Raw genomic sequence first — 25858 nt, forward strand, 5'->3', positions numbered from 1 at the left:
TAGGATGACAGACAAAACAACAAACACAAACCCAACCGCTGCGCCATCAGCTAAAGATAAGCCTGCGGTTACTGCTTCAAAAACAACCAAAACAGCGCCACCAGCCACTAAACAAAAAAAATCTGGTAGCAAAACCGGTTGGGTTGCAATTGCATTAGTATTGGCTCTTGGTGGTGGTCTTTATTATCACGGTCATCAGCAAGGACTACAACAACAGCAGCAAGTTGCCGCCCTCCAGCAACAAATTGCGACCATGAAAGCAACTATGCAAGCTGATCAGCAGCAAACCCTTGGCATGGTCAATAATGAACTACGCACAACCCAACAACATGTTGAACAAGGCATTAGTCAGCAGCAAAAATCGATTGATTCACTTCAAACGGCCATCGCCGATTTAAAAGGCCAAGAGCCTAATGATTGGTTATTAGCAGAAGCGGATTACTTAGTTAAAATGGCTGGACGTAAGTTGTGGCTAGAGCATGACGTTACCAGCGCAACCTTATTATTGGAAGCTGCAGATCACCGTATTGCTGAGCTTAATGACCCAAGTCTTAAAGGCCTACGTCAAGCAATGAGCAATGATATCACGGCACTAAAATCAATCACTGTTGTTGATCGTGATGGCATTGTATTGCGCCTTAACAGCCTTGAAAACAGCATTGATAGCCTGCCATTAGCCAATGCTGTATTAGCCAAAGCTGAGCCGCAACAAAACCCAACCGTTAGCCAGTCAGTTAATGATTGGAAAGATAATTTAATGACCTCATTAAAGAACTTTAGTGAGCATTTTATTACTTACCGTAAGCGTGATGGCAGTGTGGTACCGTTATTGTCACCGCAGCAAGATTTCTATCTGCAACAAAATATCACCAACAAGCTCGAAACTGCCATTGCAGCAGTATACCGTGATCAAGGCCAAATTTACCGTGACTCTCTAACAACCGCGATCAAATGGGCCCAACAGTATTACGACTTATCATCACCTAAAACGCAAAGCTTTATTGCTGGCTTACAGCAACTAGCACAACAAAATGTGGCGGTGGATTATCCGGCTAAGTTGCAATCACAAGCGATGATCACCAAGCTGGTCAACCAAGTGTTACGCAATAAAATGTCAGCACTGAGTGATGCAATAACGCCACCTAAACCACAACCTAAACCACAACCTAAAGCACAACCTAAAGCACAACCTAAAGCACTAAAACTGATCAAAACTGATGCAGTTAGCGCAACTTCAGCGGCTGCACCAACAACTGCAACAAAAAAAGTGATGCCGCTAGAAAAATCTGCACCAGCAACATCTGCAGCAGTAACTAGCACTGTTAAAGAGGAAACCAAATAATGGTTAAATTGTTGTTATTGGTCATCGCTCTGATTGCCGGTATCATTGTCAGCCCCGATCTTGCTGGTCATCAAGGCTATGTGTTGATCTCGTTTGCCAATCAAACCATCGAGATGAGTTTAACCACGCTTATTATTGTCGCGATAGCTATCGTTGCGATCTTTTTTGTACTTGAGTTTATTCTGCGCCGCCTATTTTCTTTTGGTAGCTCAACCCGTGGTTGGTTCAGTGGTCGTCAAGTCCGTAAAGCACGTCGTAATACTGCCGAAGGACTATTGAAAGTTGCCGAAGGTGATTGGAAAGCAGCTGAAAAAATGCTGTCTAAGTCAGCAAAATACAGTGACGCACCGATTCTAAACTACTTAGCCGCAGCAGAAGCGGCGCAAGGGCTTGGTAAAACTCAACAACGTGACCAGTATTTACAACTGGCCGCAGAGCAAGACACAGAAAACCTTGCGGTATCATTAACCCGTGCCAAGCTTCAAATTCGCCAACAGCAATTTGAACAAGCATTAGCAACCTTGCAAGATGTTCACCAACACAACCCTCGTAACCCGATGGTGCTGAACTTATTACAACAATGCTATTTACAGTTAGAAGATTGGAAAGCGCTGCAAGCTCTACTGCCTCATCTAACAAAAGCTGGTGTGATTACAGCTGCTGAAGAAGCGCAATTAGACATTCAGGCACAATGCGGTCAAATGCATCACTTAAGTCAGCAAAGCGGCAGTGATGGTTTAATCAGCTATTGGAACGGCATGAATCGTAAAGACAAACATAACCCCGCTTTAGTGGCATGTTTTGTTAAGCAAATGATTGTTCGCCACGCTGATTCTGATGCTTTTCCTATCCTGCGTGATGCCATCAAGAAAAATCCTGAGCAGAACTTAATTAACTTAATGCCACAATTAACCCTGCCAGATCGCCATCCTGCGATTGTGAGTCTGCAAGACTTATTAGCCAACAATAGTAATAACCCGGCACTACAAAGTGCATTAGGACAAATGCTAATGGCTGATAATCAATGGCAACCAGCAAAGGATCACTTACAAAAAGCCGTGGCAATACGCCCCGATGTGACCGATTATGCTCACCTAGTTGCGACTCTGGAGCAACTAGGCGATAAACAGGCCGCAGCTGAAGTTTCACGTCAGGCACTGCAATTGGCAAAACCTGATCAAGCGTAAGTTTTAAAGCTGAAAAAAGCGCCTTTATGGCGCTTTTTTTTCGTCTGGATAACAAATTTCGCATTAACATGTATCAAAATGTAAACAGCCATTACAAGGTATATCTGCCCCATTGCTCCTTGGCGATAAACACGTTTCAATAGCTGCTCTGCCCTTTTTATTTAACATTTGGATAACTGTTATGGATATGCTTCCTTGGCTGATTGTTTCAGGTATTATGGTGTCAGTAATTGTTGGCGTAATGATGGCTGTATTAATTAAGCACGCTGATTAATGAACACCTATAAAAAAGCCTCCTAAATGGAGGCTTTTTTATAGGTGTAATTTAGTCATAACCAATTATGTTAATCCCAATGCTTGCTTGGTTTTACGTAATTGTTTATCAAATTTTTTCACCGCTTTAGCGGCTTTTTTTAATTGTTTGGTTTTCTTCTTGGCTAATTTTTTTAGTTTATCAGTCTGCTGTAGCAATTCATCAGGCTGTTCAACAACCTCTGTTTGCTCAACCACACTCACCATCTCTATTCGACTTTGACCAACAGCCGTCGGCCTTGGCAAACTGTGAATGTTCATGATCATCGGCGCTACAGGTGCTGATGTCGCCAAAGTGATAACCGAAGCTGGCGTTGGCTCTGCAATAGAAGGTAGGGCGTTGGTTAAACGACTTGGCTTACATAAATAGTCTTTATCGCTCGCAACGCGAGTGCAGCTTGCACAAATAAATTTAGGCTCACTGACAATTTTTGTGATCGTCGCAAATTGATCGGCAATTTCAGCACGACGATATTTACACAACGACTTTACCATCAACGCATCCTCACTCAACACTCACCAGAATTACGACATTAAACGATAATGATTCGTAATTCCAGTAATGAATCTATTGTAGCGCGTTAAATGTGTAACTTTTTATTTTTGAGTGTCGGTGGTTTTCATACCCGCTTTAACATAAATATCAAAGCGATTTTTTTTGGTTTCAATTGCCATCGAAGGCTTAGCGTTAGCTAAAAATTCAGCATAATCTGGGCGCTTAACCACAATCCGTTTGGTAGCTAACGCATACGCAGGCGCAAACAATTCATCTGCATCTAAATCGGCACCGACCAAGGTTTGAAAAACCCGCATTTCTTTTTTAACTAATGCAGATTTCTTTTTATGGGGATACATCGGATCTAAGTAAATAACCTCAGGGGCAATAAAATCTTTATCGGCAGCTAATTGCAATAAAGCATCCTGGCTTGATGCATGCAGTAATTGCATCCGTTCACTGACCCAATGACCAATTTCAGGATCCGCTTTAGCACGGGCTAAACCATCATCAAGCAATGCCGCAACCACCGGATGGCGCTCAACCAGTTGTACCTTACAACCTAATGAGGCCAATACAAACGCATCACGTCCTAAACCTGCAGTCGCATCAAGTACTGTTGGCGTAATACCATTTTTCAATCCCACCGCTTTAGCTATCGCCTGACCACGGCCACCACCAAATTTACGTCGATGTGCTACTGCACCACTGGCTAGATCGACAAACACTGCCCCTAATTTAGGCTCATCTAACTTACGCAACTCGAGTTGATTCGCAGTTAATACTAACGCAAAGCAACTGTGCTCATCATGCGTCAATCCCCAGCGGGCGGCGAGTTGATCTAATTCAGACTGACGTTGAGGAACTTCACAAAGTAAGGCTAGTTGCACTGCATTCTCCGATATCAAACACTTTCTATTCCGCTCAATAATAGGAAATAGATGCTATAAGCGGCGAATTATAGCATCACAAATCACGCTTGGCTCTGGTATCACTACCTAACATAAGGATAAGATAGTCCAAGATCGCAGCCTGCGAATAACTTAGCGAGCCAAAAAGGAATTGTGATGAATGGAGCTGTGCGCATCGATGATTTAGATCGCGATATTCTCAACGCATTGATGACAGATGCACGAGTACCCTACGCTGAAATGGCAAAAAGATTTAATGTTAGCCCTGCCACCGTCCATGTACGGGTTGAAAAAATGCGAGCCTCTCAAATAATTACCGGCACTGAAGTAATAGTAAACCCCAAATTATTAGGCTATGACGTATGTTGTTTTATTGGCATCAATCTTTATGCTGCGCGTGATTACCACTCAGCACTAGAGAAGCTCAATCAGCTCGATGAGGTGGTAGAAGCTTATTACACCACTGGCGCTTACAATATTTTCGTTAAATTAATGTGCCACTCAATTGAAGAATTGCAGCATGTACTGATCAATAAACTGCAAGCGATTGAGGAAGTCCAATCGACTGAAACCTTGATCTCATTGCAAAACCCGATCAATCGAAACGTCAAACCATAGCGTTAACTTTCCATAAAAAAAGCGAGCTCAAGCTCGCTTTTTTATCGATATCTAATCGATTATTTTTTTAAATGTTCAGCACGCAGAGCGGCATCTGCTGCTAACCACTCTGCGACAGTTTTGGCGAAATAAGTTAACACCCCATCAGCACCCGCACGCTTAAAGCACAATAATGATTCCATTACTGTTTCACGCTCTTTAAGCCAACCATTTTGAAATGCTGCCATGTGCATTGCATATTCACCAGAGACTTGGTAAGCATAAGTCGGCACTTGAAGCTCCGATTTCACGCGACGTACCACATCTAAATAAGGCATACCCGGTTTCACCATCACCATATCGGCACCTTCACTGATGTCCATTGCCACTTCATGCAATGCTTCATCACTGTTGGCAGGATCCATCTGATAAGTTTTCTTATCACCGCCTTTAAGGTTACCGCTTGAACCGACGGCATCACGAAACGGGCCATAGTAATTTGACGCATATTTAGCTGAGTAAGCCATAATTTGCGTATTAATATGACCCGCTTGCTCTAATGCTTCACGGATCGCGCCAATACGACCATCCATCATATCAGAAGGTGCAATCACGTCCGCACCAGCATCAGCATGTGATAATGCTTGTTTGATCAAAATATCAGTAGTGATGTCGTTAAGTACATAACCTTCATCATCAATAATGCCGTCTTGACCATGAATGGTAAACGGATCTAACGCCACATCAGTGATCACACCTAACTCTGGTACATGGGCTTTTAACGCGCGTACCGCAGTTTGAACTAAACCATCAACGCTATATGCTTCTTCTGCTAACTCAGACTTAAATTGTTGTGATACTACTGGAAATAATGCGATTGCAGGTACACCAAGACTGGCAATATAAGCTGCTTCTTCTAGTAATAAATCAATCGATAACCGCTCAATGCCTGGCATCGAAGCCACACTTTCACGACGCTCAGTGCCTTCAAGCACAAACATCGGATAAATAAGATCATTAACAGATAACTGGTTTTCCGCCATCAAACGACGACTAAAATCATGCTTGCGAACTCGACGCATACGACGTCCAGGAAACGCACCTTGAATAGATACAGACACGGTAAACTCCTTACAGATTAATGAGTATTGATAATATCACTCACATCACGAGGGTGGGATTAAATTGCAAAAAAAGCTTGGCTTACTTGGTAAGAGTTATTGACAACTTGCGTCGCAGACTCACCACGACACTCGGCAATCACTGCGGCAATATGCGGTAAATATAACGGCTCATTACGACTCGATTTCGGCTTTGGACGATAATCTCGTGGCAATAGATATGGGCAATCGGTTTCAATCATTAACCGCTGACTAGGAATCGATTTCACAATCTGCCGCAACTCTGTGCCACGGCGTTCATCACAAATCCAACCTGTAATACCGATATGTAAATCAAGCGCCAAGCAATCGTCTAACGCTTGTTGTGAGCCAGTAAAGCAATGCAATACTGCTGCGGGTAATTTATCTCGCCAGGGTGTTAAAATCGCTAAAAAACGCTCATGAGCATCACGACAATGCATAAACACCGGCATATTTAACTCAGCCGCTAACGCTAATTGGGCTTCAAACACCGCTTCTTGTTGCGGACGCGGCGAAAAATCACGGTTAAAATCTAAGCCACACTCCCCTATCGCTACGACCTCAGGTAGCTGCGCTAAAGCACGAATTTGCGGCAATGCTAAATCAGTTACCGCTTTGGCATCATGAGGGTGTACCCCCGCAGTGCTATAACAATAATTTGGCCACTGTTGAGCCAGTTGTTGAGCGGCAATGCTTTCTTCAATACTGGTGCCGGTAATAACCAGTCCTTTAACACCCACAGCTTGAGCACGTGTAATAACCTCGGCACGATCTTTATCAAATCGACTATTAGTAAGGTTAACGCCAATATCTATCATTTGTTTTTCCATCAACGAGTCAATGATCATAATCAGCAGTATATCGAGCCCAGCGTTAACTGACTATCTTGAGCATGACATTATTACAGCTATAAAAAAACCGACACTAATGTCGGTTTTTTTCATCATCACAGGGCTTATAACCCTATTGTTTGCTGATGCTCTTCACGTCTTGCTGTTCATCATCGTCGTATTCGTCTTCATCATCTTTACGAATGTAAAAACGTGAGAAGAATAAACCGACTTCAAACAGCAAACACATTGGTACCGCTAACAAAGTCTGAGATAAAATATCAGGCGGCGTTAACAACATACCAACCACAAACGCTGCCACAATGATATATGGGCGTTTACTGCGTAACGTTTCAGGATCGGTTGCACCGGTCCAACACAACAGAATAATCGCGACTGGAATCTCAAACGCGATGCCAAATGCCATAAATAACGACAATACGAAATCAAGATAACTTGAAATATCTGTTGCAACTTCAACTCCGTGTGGAGCGACGCTGGTAAAGAATTTAAACACCAATGGAAACACAACAAAATAAGCAAACGCAACACCGGCATAAAACAGCAATGAGCTGGAAAACAACAATGGCATAATAAGCTTACGTTCATGCTTGTATAAACCTGGCGCCACAAAAGCCCACAGTTGATACAAAATCATTGGCACAGCAATAAACACAGCGGTAACTAAAGTGAGTTTTATCGGTGTAAAGAAGGGTGACGCAACATCAGTTGCGATCATAGTGGCACCAATTGGCATACGTTCAACCAAAGGTGCAGCTACAAAGGCGTAAATGTCTTTCGAAAACCAAACAATACAGACAAAAACCACCAGCACGCTGATGAGAGAGCGCAGAATCCGTGTACGCAGCTCAAGTAAATGGCTGAATAACGGCTGCGAATCTTCGACAGTCGACATAGTGATGTAATTTATTCCTGCTTATTAGAAGTCGTAGCTGAGGGTTGCTCGCTTTTATCAGCATAGGGACGTTGCACATCAGAAGCGACTTTTTTAAGTTCATCAACCGACTCTTGCAATTCAGGCGCGATGTCCTTCATTCCCATTTGCTCAGCTTTTTTTAAATTGGCTTGCAGTTCCTGAATTTTCAGTTCCTGAGACAATTCATCTTTGACTGAGTTTGCCATATTACGGGCAGCGCCTATCCACTGCGATACGGTACGTATCGCAACGGGTAGACGTTCCGGCCCCAGTACTACTAATCCCACCACGGAGATCAGCACTAACTCCCAGAACCCGATATCAAACACGTCTTAAACCTGCTCTTTGTCTTTTTGACTCGTTTTAGTCTGATCAGCGGCTTGCTGCTCATCCGCAATTTTCTTTTGCTCAAAATCTGCGTCTGGTGTTTCTTTTTTCGCAGCTGGTGCTGAATCTTCATCACCAATTGCTTTTTTGAAACCCTTAACGGCAGAGCCTAAGTCGCCACCCAATGTGCGTAACTTCTTAGTTCCGAACAACAGAACAATGATCAGTGCAATAATTAGCAATTGCCAGATACTGATACCACCCATGCTTATTTTACCTCAGCTTTATGTGGTTAATAACGGAGTGCGTTGGTTAAACGCAACTATAAGTATAGGCGAAACCTGAATCGATTACTTTCGACAGGCTCGCCATCCTAGCAACCAAAATACCGCTCCTGCTCCAGCTGCAATAGCAGGATAGGTGGTAACATGATCACCAAAAAGTATGGCAGCACACACCATCATGGTGGCACCAATACCAAAATAAAATCTTGCCTTACCTTGGTTACGCCGACTATCCATGAAATTATCATAGAGTGTATCGAGTCGTTGGTTCATAACCTTGCCTTGGCGCAAACTGTCGTAAAGTAATTCCGGTAATTCCGGTAACTTTTCAGCCCAAAACGGTGCTTTACTCTTTACCGCCTCAATAATAGCTTGCGGCCCGACTTGACGCGACATCCAATCTTCTAAAAAGGGCTTCGCCGTCGCCCACAAATCAAGCTGTGGGTACAGTTGTCGTCCAAGACCTTCAACATAAAGTAAGGTCTTTTGTAATAACACTAGCTGCGGCTGCACTTCCATATTAAATCGACGTGCGGTATTGAATAAATTCAGTAGCACATGCCCAAATGATATTTCACATAATGGCTTTTCAAAAATAGGTTCGCACACGGTACGAATCGCGACTTCAAAGGCATCGATGTTAGTGTCAGCTGGCACCCAGCCGGAATCAACATGTAATTCTGCTACCTTGCGATAGTCACGATTAAAGAACGCCAACAGGTTTTCAGCTAAGTAGCGTTTATCTTCACGATTTAACGTTCCAACAATACCACAGTCCAACGCAATCCATTGTGGATCATGCGGATGCTCATACGAAACAAAAATATTCCCTGGATGCATATCTGCGTGAAAGAAACTATCACGGAATACCTGCGTAAAAAATATATTTACTGCATTTTCCGATAATAATCTCAAATCGGTACCATTGGCTTTTAATGCTTCAATGTCTGAAACCTGAATACCATATATGCGTTCCATGACAAGCAGATTAACACTGCTATAATCGGTGAAAACTTCTGGTACGTATAGCGAATCATCACCTTCAAAATTACGTCGAAGTTGAATGCCATTCGCCGCTTCACGCATTAAATCCAGTTCATCAAGTAAGGTTTTTTCATACTCCCTTACCACTTCAACTGGGCGTAAGCGCCGCGCTTGTGGTTGTAGCCGAGAAACTATCTCGGCCATCCTGTACATCAGCTTAATATCAGCTTCAATGATCGGCTTAATATCAGGTCGAATAACTTTAAATACGATTTCACGACCATTTTCTTTCATGGTTGCAGTATGTACTTGAGCAATTGACGCAGATGCTAACGCAACCTCATCAAAATCATCAAACCATTGCTCAATTGGACCACCTAATGACGCCTCAATGGTTCGCTTGGCTAGCTGACCATCAAATGGCGCCACCTGATCTTGTAATAATGCTAATTGATCAGCAATGTGTGGCGGAAATAAATCACGTCGAGTCGACATCATTTGACCGAACTTAATCCACACCGGTCCAAGTTCTTGTAATGCCAACCGTAGCCGCTCACCTAATGGCTTCTCTGGGTACTCATTTTTGATCCAAAATAACGATTTACGTATTTTTTTTGGTAATTCAGAGCGTGGATCTTGTGGAATGAAATCATCCAAACCGTAACGTAACTGCACTTCAATAATGCGGTAAAGACGTTTAATTTCACGAATAGTCATCATGGCTATTATCGCTCAAGTAGCTGATTTAATCGGGCCTCAAAACAGGCAGTAGCAGATTTCAAGTCATCAACTTGATCGGCAAAATAGGCTATTTCTAATGGTTGTGGTAATAATTTCCACTCTTCCGTTAGCGTTTGTGCTAAATTTTGCTGGCGTTTAAGCAGCCGCTGCTGAATAAACTGCCCGCTCGATTTCACGCCGCGCATCATAGTATGAGCCACAACATCACCACTATAATGTGATAATTTTTCTTCAATATCAGGTTTTAAGCCGCTCAACAGACTAGAAAAGTGCTGGGCTAATTGTAAATCGCCTTCCAATGATAATTTATCGGCTTTAATTAACTGAGTTAGATTAGCGTGTTGACGTAATTCTGGTAACACACTTAAGTTAAGTGCTAATTGACAATCAACTTCACCTTCATAAGCCGCCAACACATCAATTTGTTGGCTAAAGATAAAATATAGCGTTTTACCAAATTCATTCAGCGTTACGCTGATCACTTTGCCACGTAAACGAGATAAACGACGCTGACTATCAACGTCGTCTTTTACTAACTGATTAAGCGCCGTTTCTACCGCGCCAGTAACAAATGCATCTATTGGCATAGGGGCCTCAGAACTTATAGCCACGGTGCAAAGCAACAATACCGCCGGTTAAGTTGTAATACGTTGTCTGATCAAAACCAGCCTCGTCCATCATGCCCTGCAACGTTGTTTGATCAGGGTGCATACGAATAGATTCAGCCAAGTAACGATAGCTTTCGCTGTCGTTAGCAATCACTTCACCGATTTTAGGTAACAAATGGAATGAATAAGCGTCATAGATTTTTGATAATGGTTCTAAAATCGGCTTAGAAAATTCCAACACTAACAAACGTCCACCCGGCTTTAACACTCGGTACATCGAACGCAATGCTTGTTCTTTATCGGTAACATTACGTAAGCAAAAGCTAATCGTAATACAGTCAAAGTAATTATCAGGAAAAGGCAACTCTTCAGCATTGGCTTGCACGTAACCGACGTTACCGACAATACCACTGTCACGTAATTTACTACGGCCAACCTTTAGCATCGAGTTATTAATATCAGCCAGAATAACCTGACCGCTGTCTCCCACAATACGAGAAAACTTAGCGGTTAAATCGCCAGTACCACCGCCTAAATCAAGGACGCGCTGACCACGGCGCACACCACTGCAGTCAATCGTAAACCGTTTCCATACGCGGTGAATACCCATCGACATTAAATCATTCATAATGTCGTACTTTGCCGCTACTGAGTGGAATACTTCAGCAACCATGGTTGCTTTTTCATCTTTGGCCACGGTACGAAAGCCAAAGTGGGTCGTGTCTTGTGTGGTGTCCGTCATGCTCAATCCGTTATGTGTCCTCGCGCTCATTTAAATGTCACCATAAAATAGCGAACGAGGATAAATTCATTTATTCAACTGGCTTAGTGTACTTGATGGTTGTCGTTTGCTCAAAGTGGTTTACTCCTTAAGCCCTATAAATCCTGCTTTGATATGGAAGTTATATGTGAAAACCCTCGAGTATCATGCAGTTGCGATTGCGACTTTTCTACTAACTGCGAACTAATATCACGCTTTACTTCCACCCCTAATAGTTTAAAGCTTTCCGCTTGACGAATGACATTGCCACGTCCACTAGCTAACTTATTCATTGCACTATGATAACTTTGATTTGCTTTCTCCAATGACGATCCTAACCCTTCCATATCCGTCACAAATAAGCGTAATTTGTCGTACAGTTTACTCGCTCGATCGGCAATTTCCTTGGCGTTTTGGTTTTGATGCTCATTACGCCATAAATTACTAATTGTTCGTAGCGCTACCAGCAATGTGGTTGGGCTAACCAACATGATGTTGAGATCCATCGCATCACGAATCAGCTTCGGATCGGCGGCAATGGCAGCTTGAAATGCCGGTTCAACCGGAATGAACATCAGCACATAATCAAGACTTTGAACGCCATGGAGTTGATGATAATCCTTGCGGCTTAGCCCTCGCATATGGGCCCGCATCGACGCAATATGTTCACTCATAGCTAATTCCCGCTTTGCTACGGTGTCAGCGTTAAAGAAACGTTCATAGGCCACCAATGACATTTTTGCATCCACCACCACATCTTTTTGCTGCGGTAAATGCACCACCACATCGGGTTGATAACGTTTGCCGTCTTCATTTTCTAAACTAACTTGAGTTTGATATTCATGGCCCTCACGTAAACCTGACTCGGTTAGCACGCGTGCAAGCACCACCTCACCCCAATTACCTTGGGCTTTATTATCCCCTTTAAGCGCTTGAGTTAGGTTAACCGCTTCCTGCGCCATCTGTTCATTAAGCTGCTTAAGGTGATTAATTTGATGCACTAATGTATGGCGTTCACGTGACTCTTGGGTGAAGTTGTCATTGACCTGCTTTTTAAAGCTTTCTAACTGCTCTTTAAGTGGCATTAACAAGCTTTGTAAGCTGATTTTATTTTGCTCATCCACCGTACGGGTTTTATGTTCAAACAATTTATTGGCCAAGCTTTCAAATTGAATTCGTAACCGCTCCTCGGCGTGTTCTAACAATTGAATTTTTTCTTCAGCTGATTTTTGTTCTTCAAAATGACGCGCATCTTGTTCACGTATATCTGCCTCTAGACGGGCATTAATCACTCGTGAATTATCTAACTGTTCAAATAAATACTGTTTTTCATTTTGAAGCGCTTCAAAGTGACGCATTTTTTCAACTGCAGCCGATAAATTACCGTGTAATTGGCGGATTTCATGCGTCAAACGGTCGCGTTCATCATCCATTTGTTCAAGCTCTTGATTACGCTCATCAAGCTGTTGTTGCAATTGCTGCTCACGTGCTTGTAATAAACGAATATCAGCTTGCGCTTGCTGTTGATGCAGTTGTAATGTTTGTGCAAAACGTCCCTTTAACCATAGCGTGGTGATCACACTCGCCACTGTGGCCGCAGAAGCTGCCGCCAGCAGTGAAATAACACTGCCACTTAACCATTCCGTCATATTAAATACTCTACAAAAGCCACCGAATCCATTTCTGTTGTAAGGCTAAGTCGATACTGGATCAATGTCCAGTTCAGTGGTTTTTATTGATATTACTATCACTTTTTTTATTCAATACCAGGGTCTATTTATGCGTCCATGATCACAGCCTTTTTGTGGTTCACTAGAGCCAATCAAACTGCATCTATTACACTGCCTGCTTCATTTAAAGGAATAAATCGAGAATCTGTCATGAACGAACGTCATGCCGTTGGTTATGGTCTTGCGGCGGTATTATTGTGGTCGACGGTTGCTACCGCATTTAAAATTACCCTGAATTATTTTTCACCACCACAGATGGTGGTGATTGCGAGCCTAGTTTCAATTGCTGCATTAATTATTATTGCGACTTACCAAGGAACACTTTGCCACTTATTTTCAACGTTCCATGCTCGGCCCTGGTATTACCTTACTTTAGGGCTGATAAACCCTTTCGCTTATTACTTAGTGTTATTTAAAGCCTATGCCTTATTACCTGCTTCGCAGGCGCAGCCGTTAAATTATAGCTGGGCGATTACGCTCACCCTTATGGCTGCACTCTTTTTACATCAAAAAATTCGCCGTCAAGATTGGATAGCCTGTGGCTTAGGTTATTTAGGGGTGGTGATAATTGCGACCAATGGTGATTTGCTCGCACTCCAATTTGATAGCCCGCTCGGGGTCGGATTAGCCTTATTTTCCACCTTGTTATGGGCGCTGTATTGGATCATCAATACCAAAAATAAAGCTGATCCTATATTAGGGCTCTTACTGGGATTTTTAACCTCATTACCTTTTTCGATTGGGTTAAGTTTTTACTTGGGCGGCTGGCAATCAGTACCATGGCAAGGATGGGCTGCGGTCACTTATGTTGGTTTGTTTGAAATGGGGATCACTTTCGTTTTATGGCTCAATGCACTCCGCTTAACTGCTAATACCGCCCGTATCAGTAATTTAATCTTTATTTCGCCGTTTATTTCACTGCTGTTATTGGCCACCATCATCGGCGAACAAATAACAGCTTCAACTATCATTGGACTGTTATTTATTATTAGCGGTTTAGTGATCCAACAATGGCGTTCAAAATCATCCCCTTCCTCTGAAGTGCAGCAGCCATAACCTAAAACGCACCTAAAAATAAAGCCTGTCATCAACACAGGCTTTATAAAAATGCACATTCAATCACCGCTAACCAATAATGGCTTAGCACTCATCGGTTGTGAGTGGTGCTTGATGCCAGCTTTTACCCCACTTTGACCACAACACCAATAATCCAGGGATCAATAACCACATTTGTAATGTCATCAACATTGGAGTGGTTAAATCAAGTCGCTGAGTCAAACTTACCATCACGCCAGCACCACTCATCTGAAACAAACCTAACAGTGCAGCAGCCGTACCTGCGCGATCGCCAAATGGCGCTAATGCTTTACCTGCCGATGACCCTAAAACAAAGGCAAACCCAAATGAACAAATAAAGATTGGGGTCATAAATGCCCATGCTTGATTAATGGTGCTCAATCCCAACATTAATCCACCAGCAACCGCTAAAATAATCAGTCCAGTTTGTAATGTCGCTCGCGTACCAAAACGATCCATAAATTTCGGCGCCACCATACAAGCAGTAATATTAAGCGCTGCGTTAATTCCAAACCATAAGGTAAATTGGTTCATATCAGCCCCAAGATGACTCATTAACCACACTGGTGCTGAGGTCACATACGCTAAAATCACCGCCATCGCTAACATGCATAAACTGGCATGGTATAAAAATGTTGGTTCACGCAATACCGACCAGTAACGGCTTAAACTTAAAGTTGAACCACTAATATGAGTATCTGCGGGGCGAGTTTCTTTAAACATCGTCATCACAAACATACCCGCAACAAGCGCAAACCCGGCCATAAAACTAAAATTTGAACGCCAGCCAAACTCATGGGTTAACCAAGTACCAAGTAAAGGTGCTAAAGCGGGAATAAAACAGATTGCACCATTTAAGTAACTGATCATACGGCCGCTCTTTTCTGCGCCAAAACTATCACGCACCGCAGAAAAAGCGGCAACAGAGGTCGCACAAGCACCGAAACCTTGTAATAAACGCGCTGCTAATAGCATATCTAAGCTGGCTGCCAAATATGCCATTAACGCACTAAAGCCATAAATCACAATCCCTGCTAATGCAATCGGCCGCCGCCCAAAGCGATCTGCTAGCGGTCCGGCTAATAACTGCCCTAATCCTAGACTAAACATAAACCAGGTCACGGTATCTTGAACGCGTACAGCATTGACCCCAAAACTATCAGCAATAGCAGGGAAAGCTGGAAGGTAAATATCAATAGCCAATGGGCTAAACAACACTAACGTTACCATCAGGGTAATTAATTTAGTATCGGTAGAAGCGGGAGTTGACGGGGTCATATCGTGTTCCTTAAAGATGATCGCGCCAAGTCTACGATTTTAGAGATATGAATAGAAATGGTATATATTCAATAGCATTTTTCCATTTTGGAATATCACTCACAGCAGTTATCTGCCACAGCTTTCGTCACAGATAACCAGATGAGACAGAAATTCAATAAATCCCAATCAATTGACCGTTAGCTAATTGATGCCAACCAGCAAACACGCTAACGTAACCGCATCGACTTAATAATCACGCCCCATTCATAATGTGATAGTTATTTAAGTTTACAGCTTATGCCATCGTGAAGATGACGCTTTAATTAAAGGACGAAAACATGCAAGCAGCAATTTCGCAACGTGTTGAACAAATCCGTCAATGGCTCACTGATAATCAGTTAGATGCTTTATTGATCCCTCACGAAGATGAATATCTCGGTGAATACATTCCCGATCATAATGAACGTCTACACTGGTTAACTGGATTTACCGGTTCAGCGGGCGCTGCCATTATTACCCGTGATGATGCTGCTGTTTTTGTTGACGGTCGTTATGTGGTGCAAGTGCGTAAGCAAGTACCAGCAGATGTATTTCAATACTGCCACCTTATAGAACAACCACCAGTCCAATGGGCATTAGAAAATTTAGCCGCAGACAGTAAAGTTGCCATTGATGCTCGCCTACACAGTGCAGCATGGCTTAAAAATGCCACCGCCACTATTGATGGTGAGCTAGAGCTAGTACCCGTTAACGAAAACCCAATTGATGTTCTATGGCTAGACCGCCCGGCACCAGTATTGTCTGATGCCCAATTGATGGGCTTAGAATATGTCGGTCAATCAAGCACAGAAAAGCGAGAGCAAATTGCGGCACTACTTAAAAAGCAAAAAGCGGATGCTGCCTTTTTAAGTCAACTTGATAGCATTGCTTGGCTATTAAATATTCGTGGTGATGACGTTCACTGTCTACCTGTTCTGTTGTCAGCTGCCGTAATCCACAGCGATGCGTCGGTTGATTTCTATATCGATCATCACCGTCTACCAGAAGGTTTTGCAACGCACGTAGGTAACGGCGTCAATATCCGCGAGCCAGAGCAACTTGCCGCGGGTTTAGCTGCGCTTTCAGGTAAGCGGGTACAGTTTGACTCGGCGAACAGTAATGCATGGGCAGCCCAACAACTACAAGACGCTGGCGCACAGCTGATTGAAGCTGCAAACCCAACCTTACTACCTAAAGCCACCAAAAATGCGACTGAAATGGCAGGCATGAAGGCGTGTCATATTCGTGATGGCGTCGCAATTGCAAAATTCCTCGCATGGGTTGATGTACAAGTGGCGAATGGCAATCTATTAGATGAAGCTCAGTTATCTGATCAACTGTGGCAATTCCGTCAACAAGATCCAACCTGCCGTGATGTGAGTTTTGATACTATTTCAGCTTCTGCAGGTAATGCGGCAATGTGTCACTACAATCATATTGACCAACCACAGCCAAGCAAGCTGCAAATGGATACGGTTTACTTAGTCGATTCAGGCGGTCAATACCCAGACGGTACTACTGATATCACTCGTACTATCGCTATCGGCACTCCTGGTGATGAAGTAAAACAAGCCTTCACCTTAGTACTAAAAGGTCATATTTCATTGGCTTCAGCCCGTTTCCCTAAAGGTACAACAGGCTCACAGCTCGACGCACTCGCGCGTCAGCATCTATGGGCACATGGCTTTGATTATGATCACGGTACAGGTCACGGAGTCGGTCACTTCTTAAGTGTTCACGAAGGTCCACAACGCATTTCTAAGGTGGCTAACCCAACCGCGCTACTGCCAGGTATGGTGTTATCTAACGAGCCAGGTTATTACCGTGCGGATGCGTTTGGTATTCGTATTGAAAACCTTGAAGCGGTAATTGAAATCGCAACCCAAGGTGATATGTCAGTAATGGGATTTGAATCTCTAACCCGTGCACCGATTGATAAGCGTTTAATCGATCCTGCACTATTAACTGACGTCGAGCTGGCATGGCTTAATAACTATCACCAAACCGTGTTTAACGTCATCAGCCCATCGCTGACTGGTAGTGATCTTGAGTGGCTAACCCAAGCAACATCACCGCTAAGCCGCTAACGCTTAGATAAGAAAAAGAAAAGCCAGTACGTGATTAACGTACTGGCTTTATTTTTATCCAGAATAAGCAGGGTGCCAATCCTTCCACACCACTTCAAATCCCTGTTGCTTGACCGCTGTCGCGACATCTACGACCGAACGTTCATCACTGATCGCAAACTGTTCTAGCTCTGGCGTGTCATCGGCGTATCCGCCCGGTTGGGTTTTAGAGCCCGCCGACATACTGGTGATCCCCAAAGGCAATACATTATCGCGAAAATGCGGTGATTCTCGCGTTGATAACGACAGCTCTACTTCAGGATTAAACAGTCGATAAGCACAAATCAATTGCACCAGTTGGCGATCCGTCATCACCGATTTCGGCTCTAATCCGCCAGTACACGGCCGCAAACGCGGGAATGAAATCGAATAGCGGCTTTGCCAATAGGTTCGCTCAAGATAAGCCAAATGACTGGCAACAAAAAAACAATCCGTGCGCCATTCTTCCATACCGATCAAAGCACCAATTCCAATCTTATCTATTCCAGCTTTTGCTAACCGATCAGGTGTCGCTAAGCGGTATTCAAAATTGGTTTTATTGCCTCGTAAATGATGCTTCGCATAGGTTGGCGCATTATAGGTTTCTTGATACACCATCACCGCATCTAAACCAAGTTGTCGCAGCTCTTGATACTCATCTTGCTCAAGTGGCTGTACTTCTATTGCCAAATAACTGAAGTGATCTTTGATTCGAGGCAGCGCATCACGAAAGTAATTCATACCGACTTTGGTTTGATGCTCGCCAGTGACCAGTAACACACTATCAAAATTTAGCGCTTTTATTGCCTCACACTCTCGCTCTATTTCTTGCTCATCTAACGTGCGGCGCTTAATACGATTTTCCATCGAAAAACCACAATAGGTACACGCATTGGCACACAGATTCGACAGGTACAACGGCACATAAAAACTGATGGTATGACCAAACCGCTGCCGTGTTAGCATCGAAGACAATTGTGCCATTTGCTCTAAGTAAGGTTCAGCCGCGGGTGAAATTAAGGCTTTGAAATCCTCTAGATCCAACGTTGATTTGCCTAAAGCACGCTCAACATCGGCAGCTGTTTTAGCATAAATCGACAACCGGATATCATCCCAATCCATTTGTTGCCAAACATCCACAAAGCTCATGTTGGCTCCTTAGTCATTAAGAAATGCCGTTAATGGGCTTGATGCAATAGCATGATTGACCTTACCCGCAAGACCGGCTTCATAGGCCATGCGCCCACTTTCGACAGCTAATTTAAATGCACGCCCCATTGCAATCGGATCACTTGCTGCTGCGATAGCGGTATTGACCAACACTGCATCAGCCCCCATTTCCATCGCTGTAGCAGCATGAGAAGGCGCACCGATACCTGCATCGATCACCACCGGCACTTGCGCCTGATCGATAATAATGCGTAGAAAATCACGTGAAACTAAACCTTTATTCGATCCAATCGGCGCACCTAACGGCATCACTGCTGCACAACCCACCTCTTCTAGGCGCTTGCAAAGCACAGGATCAGCATGACAATAAGGTAATACCACAAAGCCTTGTTTTACTAGCTGCTCAGCTGCTATTAGCGTTTCAATCGGATCAGGCATCAGGTATTTCGAATCAGGGTGAATTTCTAATTTTAGCCAATTGGTCCCCAATGCCTCTCGAGCTAACTGCGCAGCAAAGATCGCTTCTTTGGCATTTTTCGCCCCTGACGTATTAGGCAGTAAATTCACTCCAGCTTGGATCAATGGCGCTAAGATATCGTCATCACGCTCAGCAATATTGACCCGCTTTAGTGCCATGGTCACGAGCTCAGAGCCTGTCGCTAAAATCGATTCAGCCATGACATCACGATTAGCGTACTTACCTGTTCCGGTAAATAATCGTGATGTGAATGTTTTATTCGCAATGGTCAACATATTAACCTCCTGCTATCGCTTGAAATAATGCGATCTGATCGCCATCAGCAATGACGGTTGTCGACCACTCGCTTGCTGCGACAATACGCTGATTTATCGCGACCGCTGTACCTTGTATGGGTAAATCTAACTGCATAACAAATTGATTAACAGTTTGCGCAGGCTCACAAGACATAGGTTCATCGTTCAACCAAATAGTTATCATGGTAGTCATTTATCCAACCTCCCTTTGCTCTTGCTGACCACACACAGGGCAAGCAGAATCAGCATCGACTGATACCTGCTGCCATTTTCCTGTTAAGCCATTAAATTGCTGCAGCAAACCAAACCCGACCTCACCAACATCTATGATAGTTTTAATCGCATTTAACGCTTGTAAGGTGCCAATGGTGCCCACAACAGGCCCCATCACGCCATTACTACGACAATTTTGATCTTGCGGCGACACTTCATTACGCAATGGAAATACACATTGATAACACGGTGAGGTCTGCCGAAAATCAAACGCAAGTAACTGTCCTTGCCAACCTATCGACGCACCGGTAATCAGTGGTGTTTGATGCTGATAACACGCTTGATTAACCGCATAACGGGTAACCCAGTTGTCACTGCAATCAAGCACGATATCCGCTTGTTGAACTTCGATCTCAAGTTGGAGTCCTGCTAATTTTGCTTGAACCGCTCGCGTGCGAATTGATGGATTGAGTGCATTGAGCTGCTGGCATGCTGCAACTGCTTTACTGTGAGTAATATCAGCTTCACGGTAAATCACCTGCCGTTGTAGGTTAGAGATTTCAACCTCATCATCATCGGCAATCACCACTAAACCAACCCCCGCAGCGGCTAAATACATCGCAGCTGCAGAGCCTAAGCCACCAGCACCGACAATCAACACCTGCGCTTGAGTTAATGCAACCTGCCCTAATTCACCAACTTCAGCCACCATTATTTGGCGGCTGTAACGTACAAAAACGCGATCACAGAGCTCTGATTGAATTGTCACTGGCTGCTCCTCCAGCTTGATTCTCAACATTAGCAACCAAGATGTTATTTAGTTCTGCTATTGCAGCCTCAGGATCATTAGCCTGAGTGATCGCACTAACAACCGCCACCGCCGTTACTCCAGTGCGCCACACTTTAGCTGCACGCTCAATTGTTATTCCGCCAATGGCTACGGTAGGACATCGTTCACCAATCAGTTTTTGGTACAGTGCTAATCTGCTCACCCCTTGCGGCAAAGACGGCATCTCTTTGGTCGAGGTAGCAAAAATATGTCCCAATGCGATGTAGCTCGGTTGATATTCTAAAGCGCGTAAAATCTCATAATAACCGTGGGTTGATATTCCTAATCGCAACCCAGCCTGTTGAATAGCGGCCAGATCTGCACTATCCAAATCCTCTTGCCCAAGGTGAACCCCATAAGCATGATATTTAATCGCCAGCAGCCAATAATCATTGATAAAGACTTGAGTTTGGTACGCTGTTCCCGCCACAACCGCTTGCTGAATTTGTTGCTCTAACTCAGATTGATGGCGGTTTTTAATTCGTAATTGAGTGGTTGTTACACCAAGTTTTAATACGCGCTCGACCCAGTTGACGCTATCAACCACCGGGTAAAGTCCCAATTTAGTGCGATCTAAACTTGCAAATGGTGCCAGCGCATTATCATTACTGTGACTGCCAAATTGTTCTAATTCAGAATCATGGCTTACTACCGCACGTGGAAAAACCTTGGCTGTTGTCGGCCACACTAATTCACCTTGCGCTCGACAATTATGATCCTGATAACTACGAGCATGCGCACGTGCTAATACCAAGGCATCATCAATAGGATAATCCAGCGCCAATGCCACCAATAACATGGCTCGTTGAGCCTCACTAGCACCACTATGATGGCAATAGGTTGCTCTTGCTTGGCCTTGATGGTGCCAAAGGTCAAAACACCCATCAGTAGTTGGATAACCACACAATATCAAACTCGAATCAGTAGCAACTTTATCGCGTAATACCTCTAGCTCATCAAAAGGTGCTAACCACTGATCGCGCACTTGATACGTAGGTTGTAAGTCACCGTTCTCTGCTGCAATAAAGTTAAATGCTAATGAACACTCTTTAGTTGCTGTTTTAATCTTTATTAACTGTTCATTATTAATTGTGACATTCACTTCATCGCCAAGTTGGTATAGCTGAGCTGGCACTAATAGCGGCTCAATATACATTAATAATGGCATTAAGTGCTGGGGTAACGATAAGGTATTCATTGACTAGCCCTCTTTAGCAGGATGATATAATTCACTGCCTCGAGCACGAAATTCTGCCGCTTTCTGCTGCATTCCATCACTGACATTATCAGTAAGAGTAATGTCTATTTGCTGCAACTCTTTCGCGTAATCACGAACCTCTTGAGAGATCTTCATTGAACAAAACTTAGGGCCACACATTGAGCAGAAATGGGCCACTTTGCCAGATTCTTGTGGCAAGGTTTGATCGTGATAATCTCGAGCAGTTTGTGGATCAAGGCCAAGGTTAAACTGATCTTCCCAGCGAAATTCAAACCGTGCTTTAGATAAAGCATTATCACGAACTTGAGCACCAGGATGGCCTTTGGCTAAGTCTGCCGCATGCGCACACAGCTTGTACGTGATCAAGCCGACTTTTACATCATCTTTATTTGGTAATCCCAGATGCTCTTTAGGTGTGACATAACACAACATTGCACAGCCATACCAGCCAATCATTGCCGCACCAATACCAGAAGTAATATGATCATAACCCGGTGCAATATCGGTTGTTAAAGGCCCTAAAGTATAAAATGGCGCTTCATGACAATGTTTAAGTTGCTCATCCATATTGGCTTTAATCATATGCATCGGCACATGTCCTGGGCCTTCAATCATCACCTGAACATCATATTCCCACGCTATTTTGGTCAATTCACCTAATGTGCGTAACTCACTAAACTGCGCTTCATCATTAGCATCAGCAATAGAGCCCGGACGCAGACCATCGCCCAATGACAGCGAAATATCATATTGAGCACAAATCTCACAAATCTCGCGGAAGTGCTCATACAAGAAACTTTCTTTATGGTGCGCTAAACACCATTTCGCCATAATTGACCCACCGCGAGAAACAATACCAGTGACCCGTTTCGCCGTCATAGGTACATAGCGAAGTAACACACCTGCATGAATGGTGAAGTAATCAACACCTTGCTCTGCTTGCTCTAATAGCGTGTCGCGGAACACTTCCCAGTTTAGGTTCTCTGCGATACCATTTACTTTCTCAAGTGCTTGGTACATAGGTACCGTACCAATCGGAACAGGGCTATTACGGATGATCCACTCGCGCGTTTCATGAATATTACGTCCAGTTGATAAGTCCATTACCGTATCGCCACCCCAACGAGTAGACCAAACCAGCTTTTCAACTTCTTCTTCAATCGAAGAGCTAACGGCAGAGTTACCAATATTGGCGTTAACTTTGACTAGAAAATTTCGACCAATGATCATTGGCTCAACTTCGGGATGATTAATATTGGCAGGAATAATCGCTCGGCCTTCTGCCACTTCTTGACGCACAAATTCAGCCGTAATTTGCGCGGGAAGGTTAGCGCCAAAGCTCATACCTGAATGCTGTTGGTTTAGAACCTCATCATCATAGTGTGCGCGTCCCATATTTTCACGAATCGCAATATATTCCATTTCTGGAGTAATAATACCTTGGCGAGCATAATGCAGCTGGGTTACACAATGATTCAATTTCGCGCGTCGAATCGGTGCTCGATGGGAAAAACGCAAGTCATTCAGCGTTTCATCATTTAAGCGCTCATGAGCATAATCAGAACTGACTCCTTCCAATAGCTCGGTATCGTTACGTTCCGTAATCCAATTGTGACGGACCGTTGGCAACCCACGATAAATATCTATTGGCTGATCAGGATCGGTATAAAAACCGGAAGTGTCATAAACTCTTATTGGTTGGTTAGATTCAAAAACAGGGGTTTGTTTAGGACCGCTGACTAAACTATCAGCTAAAGTAATTTCACGCATTGGCACTAAAATATCAGTGCGACTACCGCTGACATACACTTTGTGAGAATTAGGGAAAGGTTGAGCCGTTAATGACTCGATAAATTGTTTCGCTTCCAATCTCGCTTGTTTGCGATTCGACACAGCAATTTCCTTTTAACATAGTAGGGAAAAGTGCTTGGCAGATGGGCGTAAACAAGAGCTATGCAGCATATTGTGCATAATCGAATACATACAGTGATCCCTGAAAAAGGATATGAAGTAAAGATAACCTCTTGTTCCCTTCGCAGGTATTAGCCTGATCAGGTTCAACGGATCCCGCAATGCGGTCTCAGCCATATGGCACTCCGACAAGTAAGAAACTAAGTATAAAGACTCCAGCGATCACTACAAGTCTTTAACCAAAGCAATCAGCAGACAGTGACAGATAGCAAAAAGCCGTGCAATAACACGGCTTTTATTTCATTTGAACAACCATAATGATTATTGTGAAATGAGTACATCACACTTAAGGTGTTTTGCTAATGTTTCACTCACATCACCAAAAATATGTAGGCTCGATTTGTGATAACCAGTGATAACTAACTTCGCTTCTACCTTTTCAGCAAGCTGTTCTAGGTGTTTCGCAATATCACCATTCGCAATATGTAATCCTGCAACTGGGTAAGATGAAGCTGCAGCTAATTCAGATAATTGTGACATCCGTTGTTTAGCAATAACGTCATGCTCTTCTTGTAGCTCAATCTCAACATCAATAAAGCTCACATTACCCACACCAGGTTCAACATAAGCAATATGTAGTTCAGCGTGATTTTGCTCAGCAATAACACCAGCTTTCACCATTAATTTATGAGCATATTTATCTTCAGGATTAACAGCAAGTAAGATTGTTTGATATAGCGACATAGCTTATCTCCGTGAGCCTACGCTCAATAGTGAATTTGTTTGTTGTGATTATGATGCTATAAATGTAGCTATACAACTAACTATGTGCTGACAATTTAATATACGCTTAAATCAATGATTGCAATTATCGAGACTGCCAACTAGCTCTACAGCGATTATTATGACGGCTTTTAATCATTACCTTTAACTGAAACGAGATACCAATGAGCCAATATTTATTACTAGGATTCATCGCAATTGGTGGTGCATTCGGCGCCTGCTCACGATACTTAATTTCTGAGCTTTGCGTTATTTTATTTGGCCGTGGCTTCCCATACGGAACATTAACCGTCAATATTATTGGTTCGCTAATTATGGGACTATTAATGTCGGGGCTAAATCAAGGAATGATTGAAGCTGCACCATGGCGACCTATTATCGGCTTAGGCTTCCTTGGTGCGTTAACTACGTTCTCTACATTCTCAATGGACAACGTTGTACTGATGCAACAAGGTGAGTTTATCAAAGCTGGCTTAAATATCGTTCTTAACGTAACAGTCAGTCTGTTTGCTTGTTATATTGGCTATCAACTAATGATGAAAAGCTAATAAGCATTCAAACATATAACCGCCGTAAGGCGGTTTTTTTAATCTAAATAAATGCAGGAAATGTAGGAAATGTAGGAAACGATATATCTAACTTAATCTATATCATTATTTTTTCGTTATAAACGAAAAAAGGCCATCCTTACGGATGGCCTTTTAAAATTTGAAGCCTGGCGATGTCCTACTCTCACATGGGGAGACCCCACACTACCATCGGCGCTATTACGTTTCACTACTGAGTTCGGCATGGGATCAGGTGGGTCCATAACGCTATGGTCGCCAAGCAAATTCTGTTTTATTTATCGCCTTATGGCAATAAATAGCAATCTGGGAAAATCTAACTAGTTTGTTCTCAACACKTCATTCAAGCGTTTGTAGAGTCCGTCTCTTCTCTTTGGAGAAGAAAAACCCCTTGGGTGTTGTATGGTTAAGCCTCACGGGCAATTAGTATCAGTTAGCTCAATGCCTCRCAGCACTTACACACCTGACCTATCAACGTTGTAGTCTTCAACAACCCTTTAGAGACCTTAAAGGTCTAGGGATGACTCATCTTGAGGCTCGCTTCCCGCTTAGATGCTTTCAGCGGTTATCGATTCCGAACTTAGCTACCGGGCAATGCATCTGGCGATACAACCCGAACACCAGCGGTTCGTCCACTCCGGTCCTCTCGTACTAGGAGCAGCCCCTCTCAATCATCCAACGCCCACGGCAGATAGGGACCGAACTGTCKCACGACGTTCTAAAC

The 25858-nt window shown here is 43.5% G+C and carries 25 protein-coding genes, 2 rRNA genes and 1 riboswitch; of the genes, 6 read left to right on the forward strand and 21 right to left on the reverse strand.

Translation table 11 applies throughout. The annotated features are described in order from the left end of the window. Positions 1 to 4 precede the first annotated feature (4 nt). Together hemX and G6R09_RS18065 are read left to right on the forward strand one after the other, a co-directional pair. Positions 5 to 1342 carry a uroporphyrinogen-III C-methyltransferase gene (hemX, locus tag G6R09_RS18060; protein ID WP_163923889.1) on the forward strand — a complete coding sequence of 446 codons (1338 nt, stop codon included), beginning with the start codon at positions 5 to 7 and terminating at the stop codon, positions 1340 to 1342. Next, the gene (locus G6R09_RS18065; RefSeq protein WP_163923892.1) at positions 1342 to 2529 is read left to right on the forward strand and encodes a heme biosynthesis HemY N-terminal domain-containing protein; all 1188 of its coding nucleotides are present in this window, start codon (positions 1342 to 1344) and stop codon (positions 2527 to 2529) included. Before hemX ends, G6R09_RS18065 begins: the two co-directional genes overlap by 1 nt. A 339-nt stretch (positions 2530 to 2868) precedes the next feature. Here the strand turns inward: G6R09_RS18065 and G6R09_RS18070 are convergent, their stop codons facing one another. Continuing rightward, positions 2869 to 3336 (reverse strand): hypothetical protein, encoded by a 468-nt coding sequence (locus tag G6R09_RS18070; protein ID WP_065167802.1) that lies wholly within the window; start codon positions 3334 to 3336, stop codon positions 2869 to 2871. A 102-nt stretch (positions 3337 to 3438) separates the two neighbouring features. Then, the gene (locus tag G6R09_RS18075; RefSeq protein ID WP_065167803.1) at positions 3439 to 4227 is read right to left on the reverse strand and encodes a class I SAM-dependent methyltransferase; all 789 of its coding nucleotides are present in this window, start codon (positions 4225 to 4227) and stop codon (positions 3439 to 3441) included. 177 nt (positions 4228 to 4404) lie between these two features. Between G6R09_RS18075 and asnC the strand changes: the two genes are divergently transcribed. Beyond that, positions 4405 to 4866 (forward strand): transcriptional regulator AsnC, encoded by a 462-nt coding sequence (gene asnC / locus G6R09_RS18080; protein ID WP_060998630.1) that lies wholly within the window; start codon positions 4405 to 4407, stop codon positions 4864 to 4866. A 59-nt stretch (positions 4867 to 4925) separates the two neighbouring features. Here asnC and hemB read toward each other — a convergent pair whose 3' ends face one another. From hemB to rmuC, 9 genes are all read right to left on the reverse strand, one after another. Further along, on the reverse strand, positions 4926 to 5966 hold the full coding sequence (gene hemB, locus G6R09_RS18085; RefSeq protein WP_163923895.1) for a porphobilinogen synthase: 1041 nt from the start codon (positions 5964 to 5966) through the stop codon (positions 4926 to 4928). 59 nt (positions 5967 to 6025) lie between these two features. After that, positions 6026 to 6805 (reverse strand): TatD family hydrolase, encoded by a 780-nt coding sequence (locus G6R09_RS18090; protein ID WP_065168415.1) that lies wholly within the window; start codon positions 6803 to 6805, stop codon positions 6026 to 6028. A 145-nt stretch (positions 6806 to 6950) separates the two neighbouring features. After that, a complete protein-coding gene (gene tatC, locus G6R09_RS18095; protein ID WP_065168414.1) occupies positions 6951 to 7733 on the reverse strand; it encodes a twin-arginine translocase subunit TatC in 783 nt (260 codons plus the stop codon). Positions 7734 to 7744: 11 nt separating this feature from the next. After that, on the reverse strand, positions 7745 to 8083 hold the full coding sequence (gene tatB / locus G6R09_RS18100) for a Sec-independent protein translocase protein TatB (protein ID WP_065168413.1): 339 nt from the start codon (positions 8081 to 8083) through the stop codon (positions 7745 to 7747). 3 nt (positions 8084 to 8086) lie between these two features. Continuing rightward, the gene (gene tatA, locus G6R09_RS18105) at positions 8087 to 8347 is read right to left on the reverse strand and encodes a Sec-independent protein translocase subunit TatA (protein ID WP_036788465.1); all 261 of its coding nucleotides are present in this window, start codon (positions 8345 to 8347) and stop codon (positions 8087 to 8089) included. An 84-nt stretch (positions 8348 to 8431) separates the two neighbouring features. Continuing rightward, complete coding sequence (gene ubiB, locus G6R09_RS18110; RefSeq protein WP_065168420.1) at positions 8432 to 10066, reverse strand: ubiquinone biosynthesis regulatory protein kinase UbiB; 1635 nt, start codon at positions 10064 to 10066, stop codon at positions 8432 to 8434. Positions 10067 to 10074: 8 nt separating this feature from the next. Next, positions 10075 to 10677, reverse strand: a complete 603-nt coding sequence (locus G6R09_RS18115) for an SCP2 domain-containing protein (protein WP_163923898.1) — start codon at positions 10675 to 10677, stop codon at positions 10075 to 10077. Between the two features lie 7 nt (positions 10678 to 10684). Then, positions 10685 to 11440, reverse strand: a complete 756-nt coding sequence (gene ubiE / locus G6R09_RS18120; RefSeq protein ID WP_065168411.1) for a bifunctional demethylmenaquinone methyltransferase/2-methoxy-6-polyprenyl-1,4-benzoquinol methylase UbiE — start codon at positions 11438 to 11440, stop codon at positions 10685 to 10687. A 134-nt stretch (positions 11441 to 11574) separates the two neighbouring features. Beyond that, positions 11575 to 13107: a DNA recombination protein RmuC gene (gene rmuC / locus G6R09_RS18125; RefSeq protein ID WP_163923901.1), complete on the reverse strand. Its 1533-nt coding sequence runs from the start codon at positions 13105 to 13107 to the stop codon at positions 11575 to 11577. A 231-nt stretch (positions 13108 to 13338) separates the two neighbouring features. Between rmuC and G6R09_RS18130 the strand changes: the two genes are divergently transcribed. Beyond that, the gene (locus G6R09_RS18130) at positions 13339 to 14244 is read left to right on the forward strand and encodes a DMT family transporter (RefSeq protein WP_163923903.1); all 906 of its coding nucleotides are present in this window, start codon (positions 13339 to 13341) and stop codon (positions 14242 to 14244) included. A gap of 84 nt (positions 14245 to 14328) precedes the next feature. Here G6R09_RS18130 and G6R09_RS18135 read toward each other — a convergent pair whose 3' ends face one another. After that, positions 14329 to 15543: a multidrug effflux MFS transporter gene (locus tag G6R09_RS18135; RefSeq protein ID WP_065168408.1), complete on the reverse strand. Its 1215-nt coding sequence runs from the start codon at positions 15541 to 15543 to the stop codon at positions 14329 to 14331. A 320-nt stretch (positions 15544 to 15863) separates the two neighbouring features. On the opposite strand from G6R09_RS18135, the gene G6R09_RS18140 reads away from it, so the two are divergent. After that, positions 15864 to 17651 (forward strand): aminopeptidase P family protein, encoded by a 1788-nt coding sequence (locus G6R09_RS18140; protein ID WP_163923905.1) that lies wholly within the window; start codon positions 15864 to 15866, stop codon positions 17649 to 17651. A 54-nt stretch (positions 17652 to 17705) separates the two neighbouring features. Here the strand turns inward: G6R09_RS18140 and thiH are convergent, their stop codons facing one another. The 7 genes from thiH to G6R09_RS18175 all read right to left on the reverse strand — a co-directional run bounded on the left by thiH (position 17706) and on the right by G6R09_RS18175 (position 24529). Further along, a complete protein-coding gene (thiH, locus tag G6R09_RS18145; RefSeq protein ID WP_163923907.1) occupies positions 17706 to 18818 on the reverse strand; it encodes a 2-iminoacetate synthase ThiH in 1113 nt (370 codons plus the stop codon). Between the two features lie 9 nt (positions 18819 to 18827). After that, on the reverse strand, positions 18828 to 19592 hold the full coding sequence (locus G6R09_RS18150) for a thiazole synthase (RefSeq protein WP_163923909.1): 765 nt from the start codon (positions 19590 to 19592) through the stop codon (positions 18828 to 18830). 1 nt (position 19593) lies between these two features. Beyond that, the gene (gene thiS, locus G6R09_RS18155; protein WP_065177073.1) at positions 19594 to 19806 is read right to left on the reverse strand and encodes a sulfur carrier protein ThiS; all 213 of its coding nucleotides are present in this window, start codon (positions 19804 to 19806) and stop codon (positions 19594 to 19596) included. Continuing rightward, complete coding sequence (locus G6R09_RS18160) at positions 19807 to 20589, reverse strand: HesA/MoeB/ThiF family protein (protein WP_255454585.1); 783 nt, start codon at positions 20587 to 20589, stop codon at positions 19807 to 19809. Further along, positions 20570 to 21853, reverse strand: coding sequence for a thiamine phosphate synthase (gene thiE, locus G6R09_RS18165; RefSeq protein WP_163923913.1), 1284 nt, complete (start codon positions 21851 to 21853; stop codon positions 20570 to 20572). Before thiE ends, G6R09_RS18160 begins: the two co-directional genes overlap by 20 nt. Positions 21854 to 21856: 3 nt before the next feature. Further along, the gene (gene thiC / locus G6R09_RS18170; protein ID WP_163923915.1) at positions 21857 to 23767 is read right to left on the reverse strand and encodes a phosphomethylpyrimidine synthase ThiC; all 1911 of its coding nucleotides are present in this window, start codon (positions 23765 to 23767) and stop codon (positions 21857 to 21859) included. A gap of 118 nt (positions 23768 to 23885) precedes the next feature. Beyond that, positions 23886 to 23983, reverse strand: a riboswitch (TPP riboswitch). Between the two features lie 123 nt (positions 23984 to 24106). Then, positions 24107 to 24529: a universal stress protein gene (locus tag G6R09_RS18175; RefSeq protein ID WP_065168402.1), complete on the reverse strand. Its 423-nt coding sequence runs from the start codon at positions 24527 to 24529 to the stop codon at positions 24107 to 24109. 203 nt (positions 24530 to 24732) lie between these two features. On the opposite strand from G6R09_RS18175, the gene crcB reads away from it, so the two are divergent. After that, on the forward strand, positions 24733 to 25116 hold the full coding sequence (gene crcB / locus G6R09_RS18180) for a fluoride efflux transporter CrcB (protein WP_163923917.1): 384 nt from the start codon (positions 24733 to 24735) through the stop codon (positions 25114 to 25116). A gap of 165 nt (positions 25117 to 25281) precedes the next feature. On the opposite strand, the gene rrf is transcribed toward crcB, so the two are convergent. Next, a 5S ribosomal RNA gene (gene rrf / locus G6R09_RS18185) occupies positions 25282 to 25397 on the reverse strand. 139 nt (positions 25398 to 25536) lie between these two features. Continuing rightward, positions 25537 to 25858: ribosomal RNA gene (locus G6R09_RS18190) — 23S ribosomal RNA — on the reverse strand; the annotation flags it as partial.

Source organism: Photobacterium sp. Alg240-V54 (genome assembly GCF_900537155.1).
GTDB lineage: Bacteria > Pseudomonadota > Gammaproteobacteria > Enterobacterales > Vibrionaceae > Photobacterium.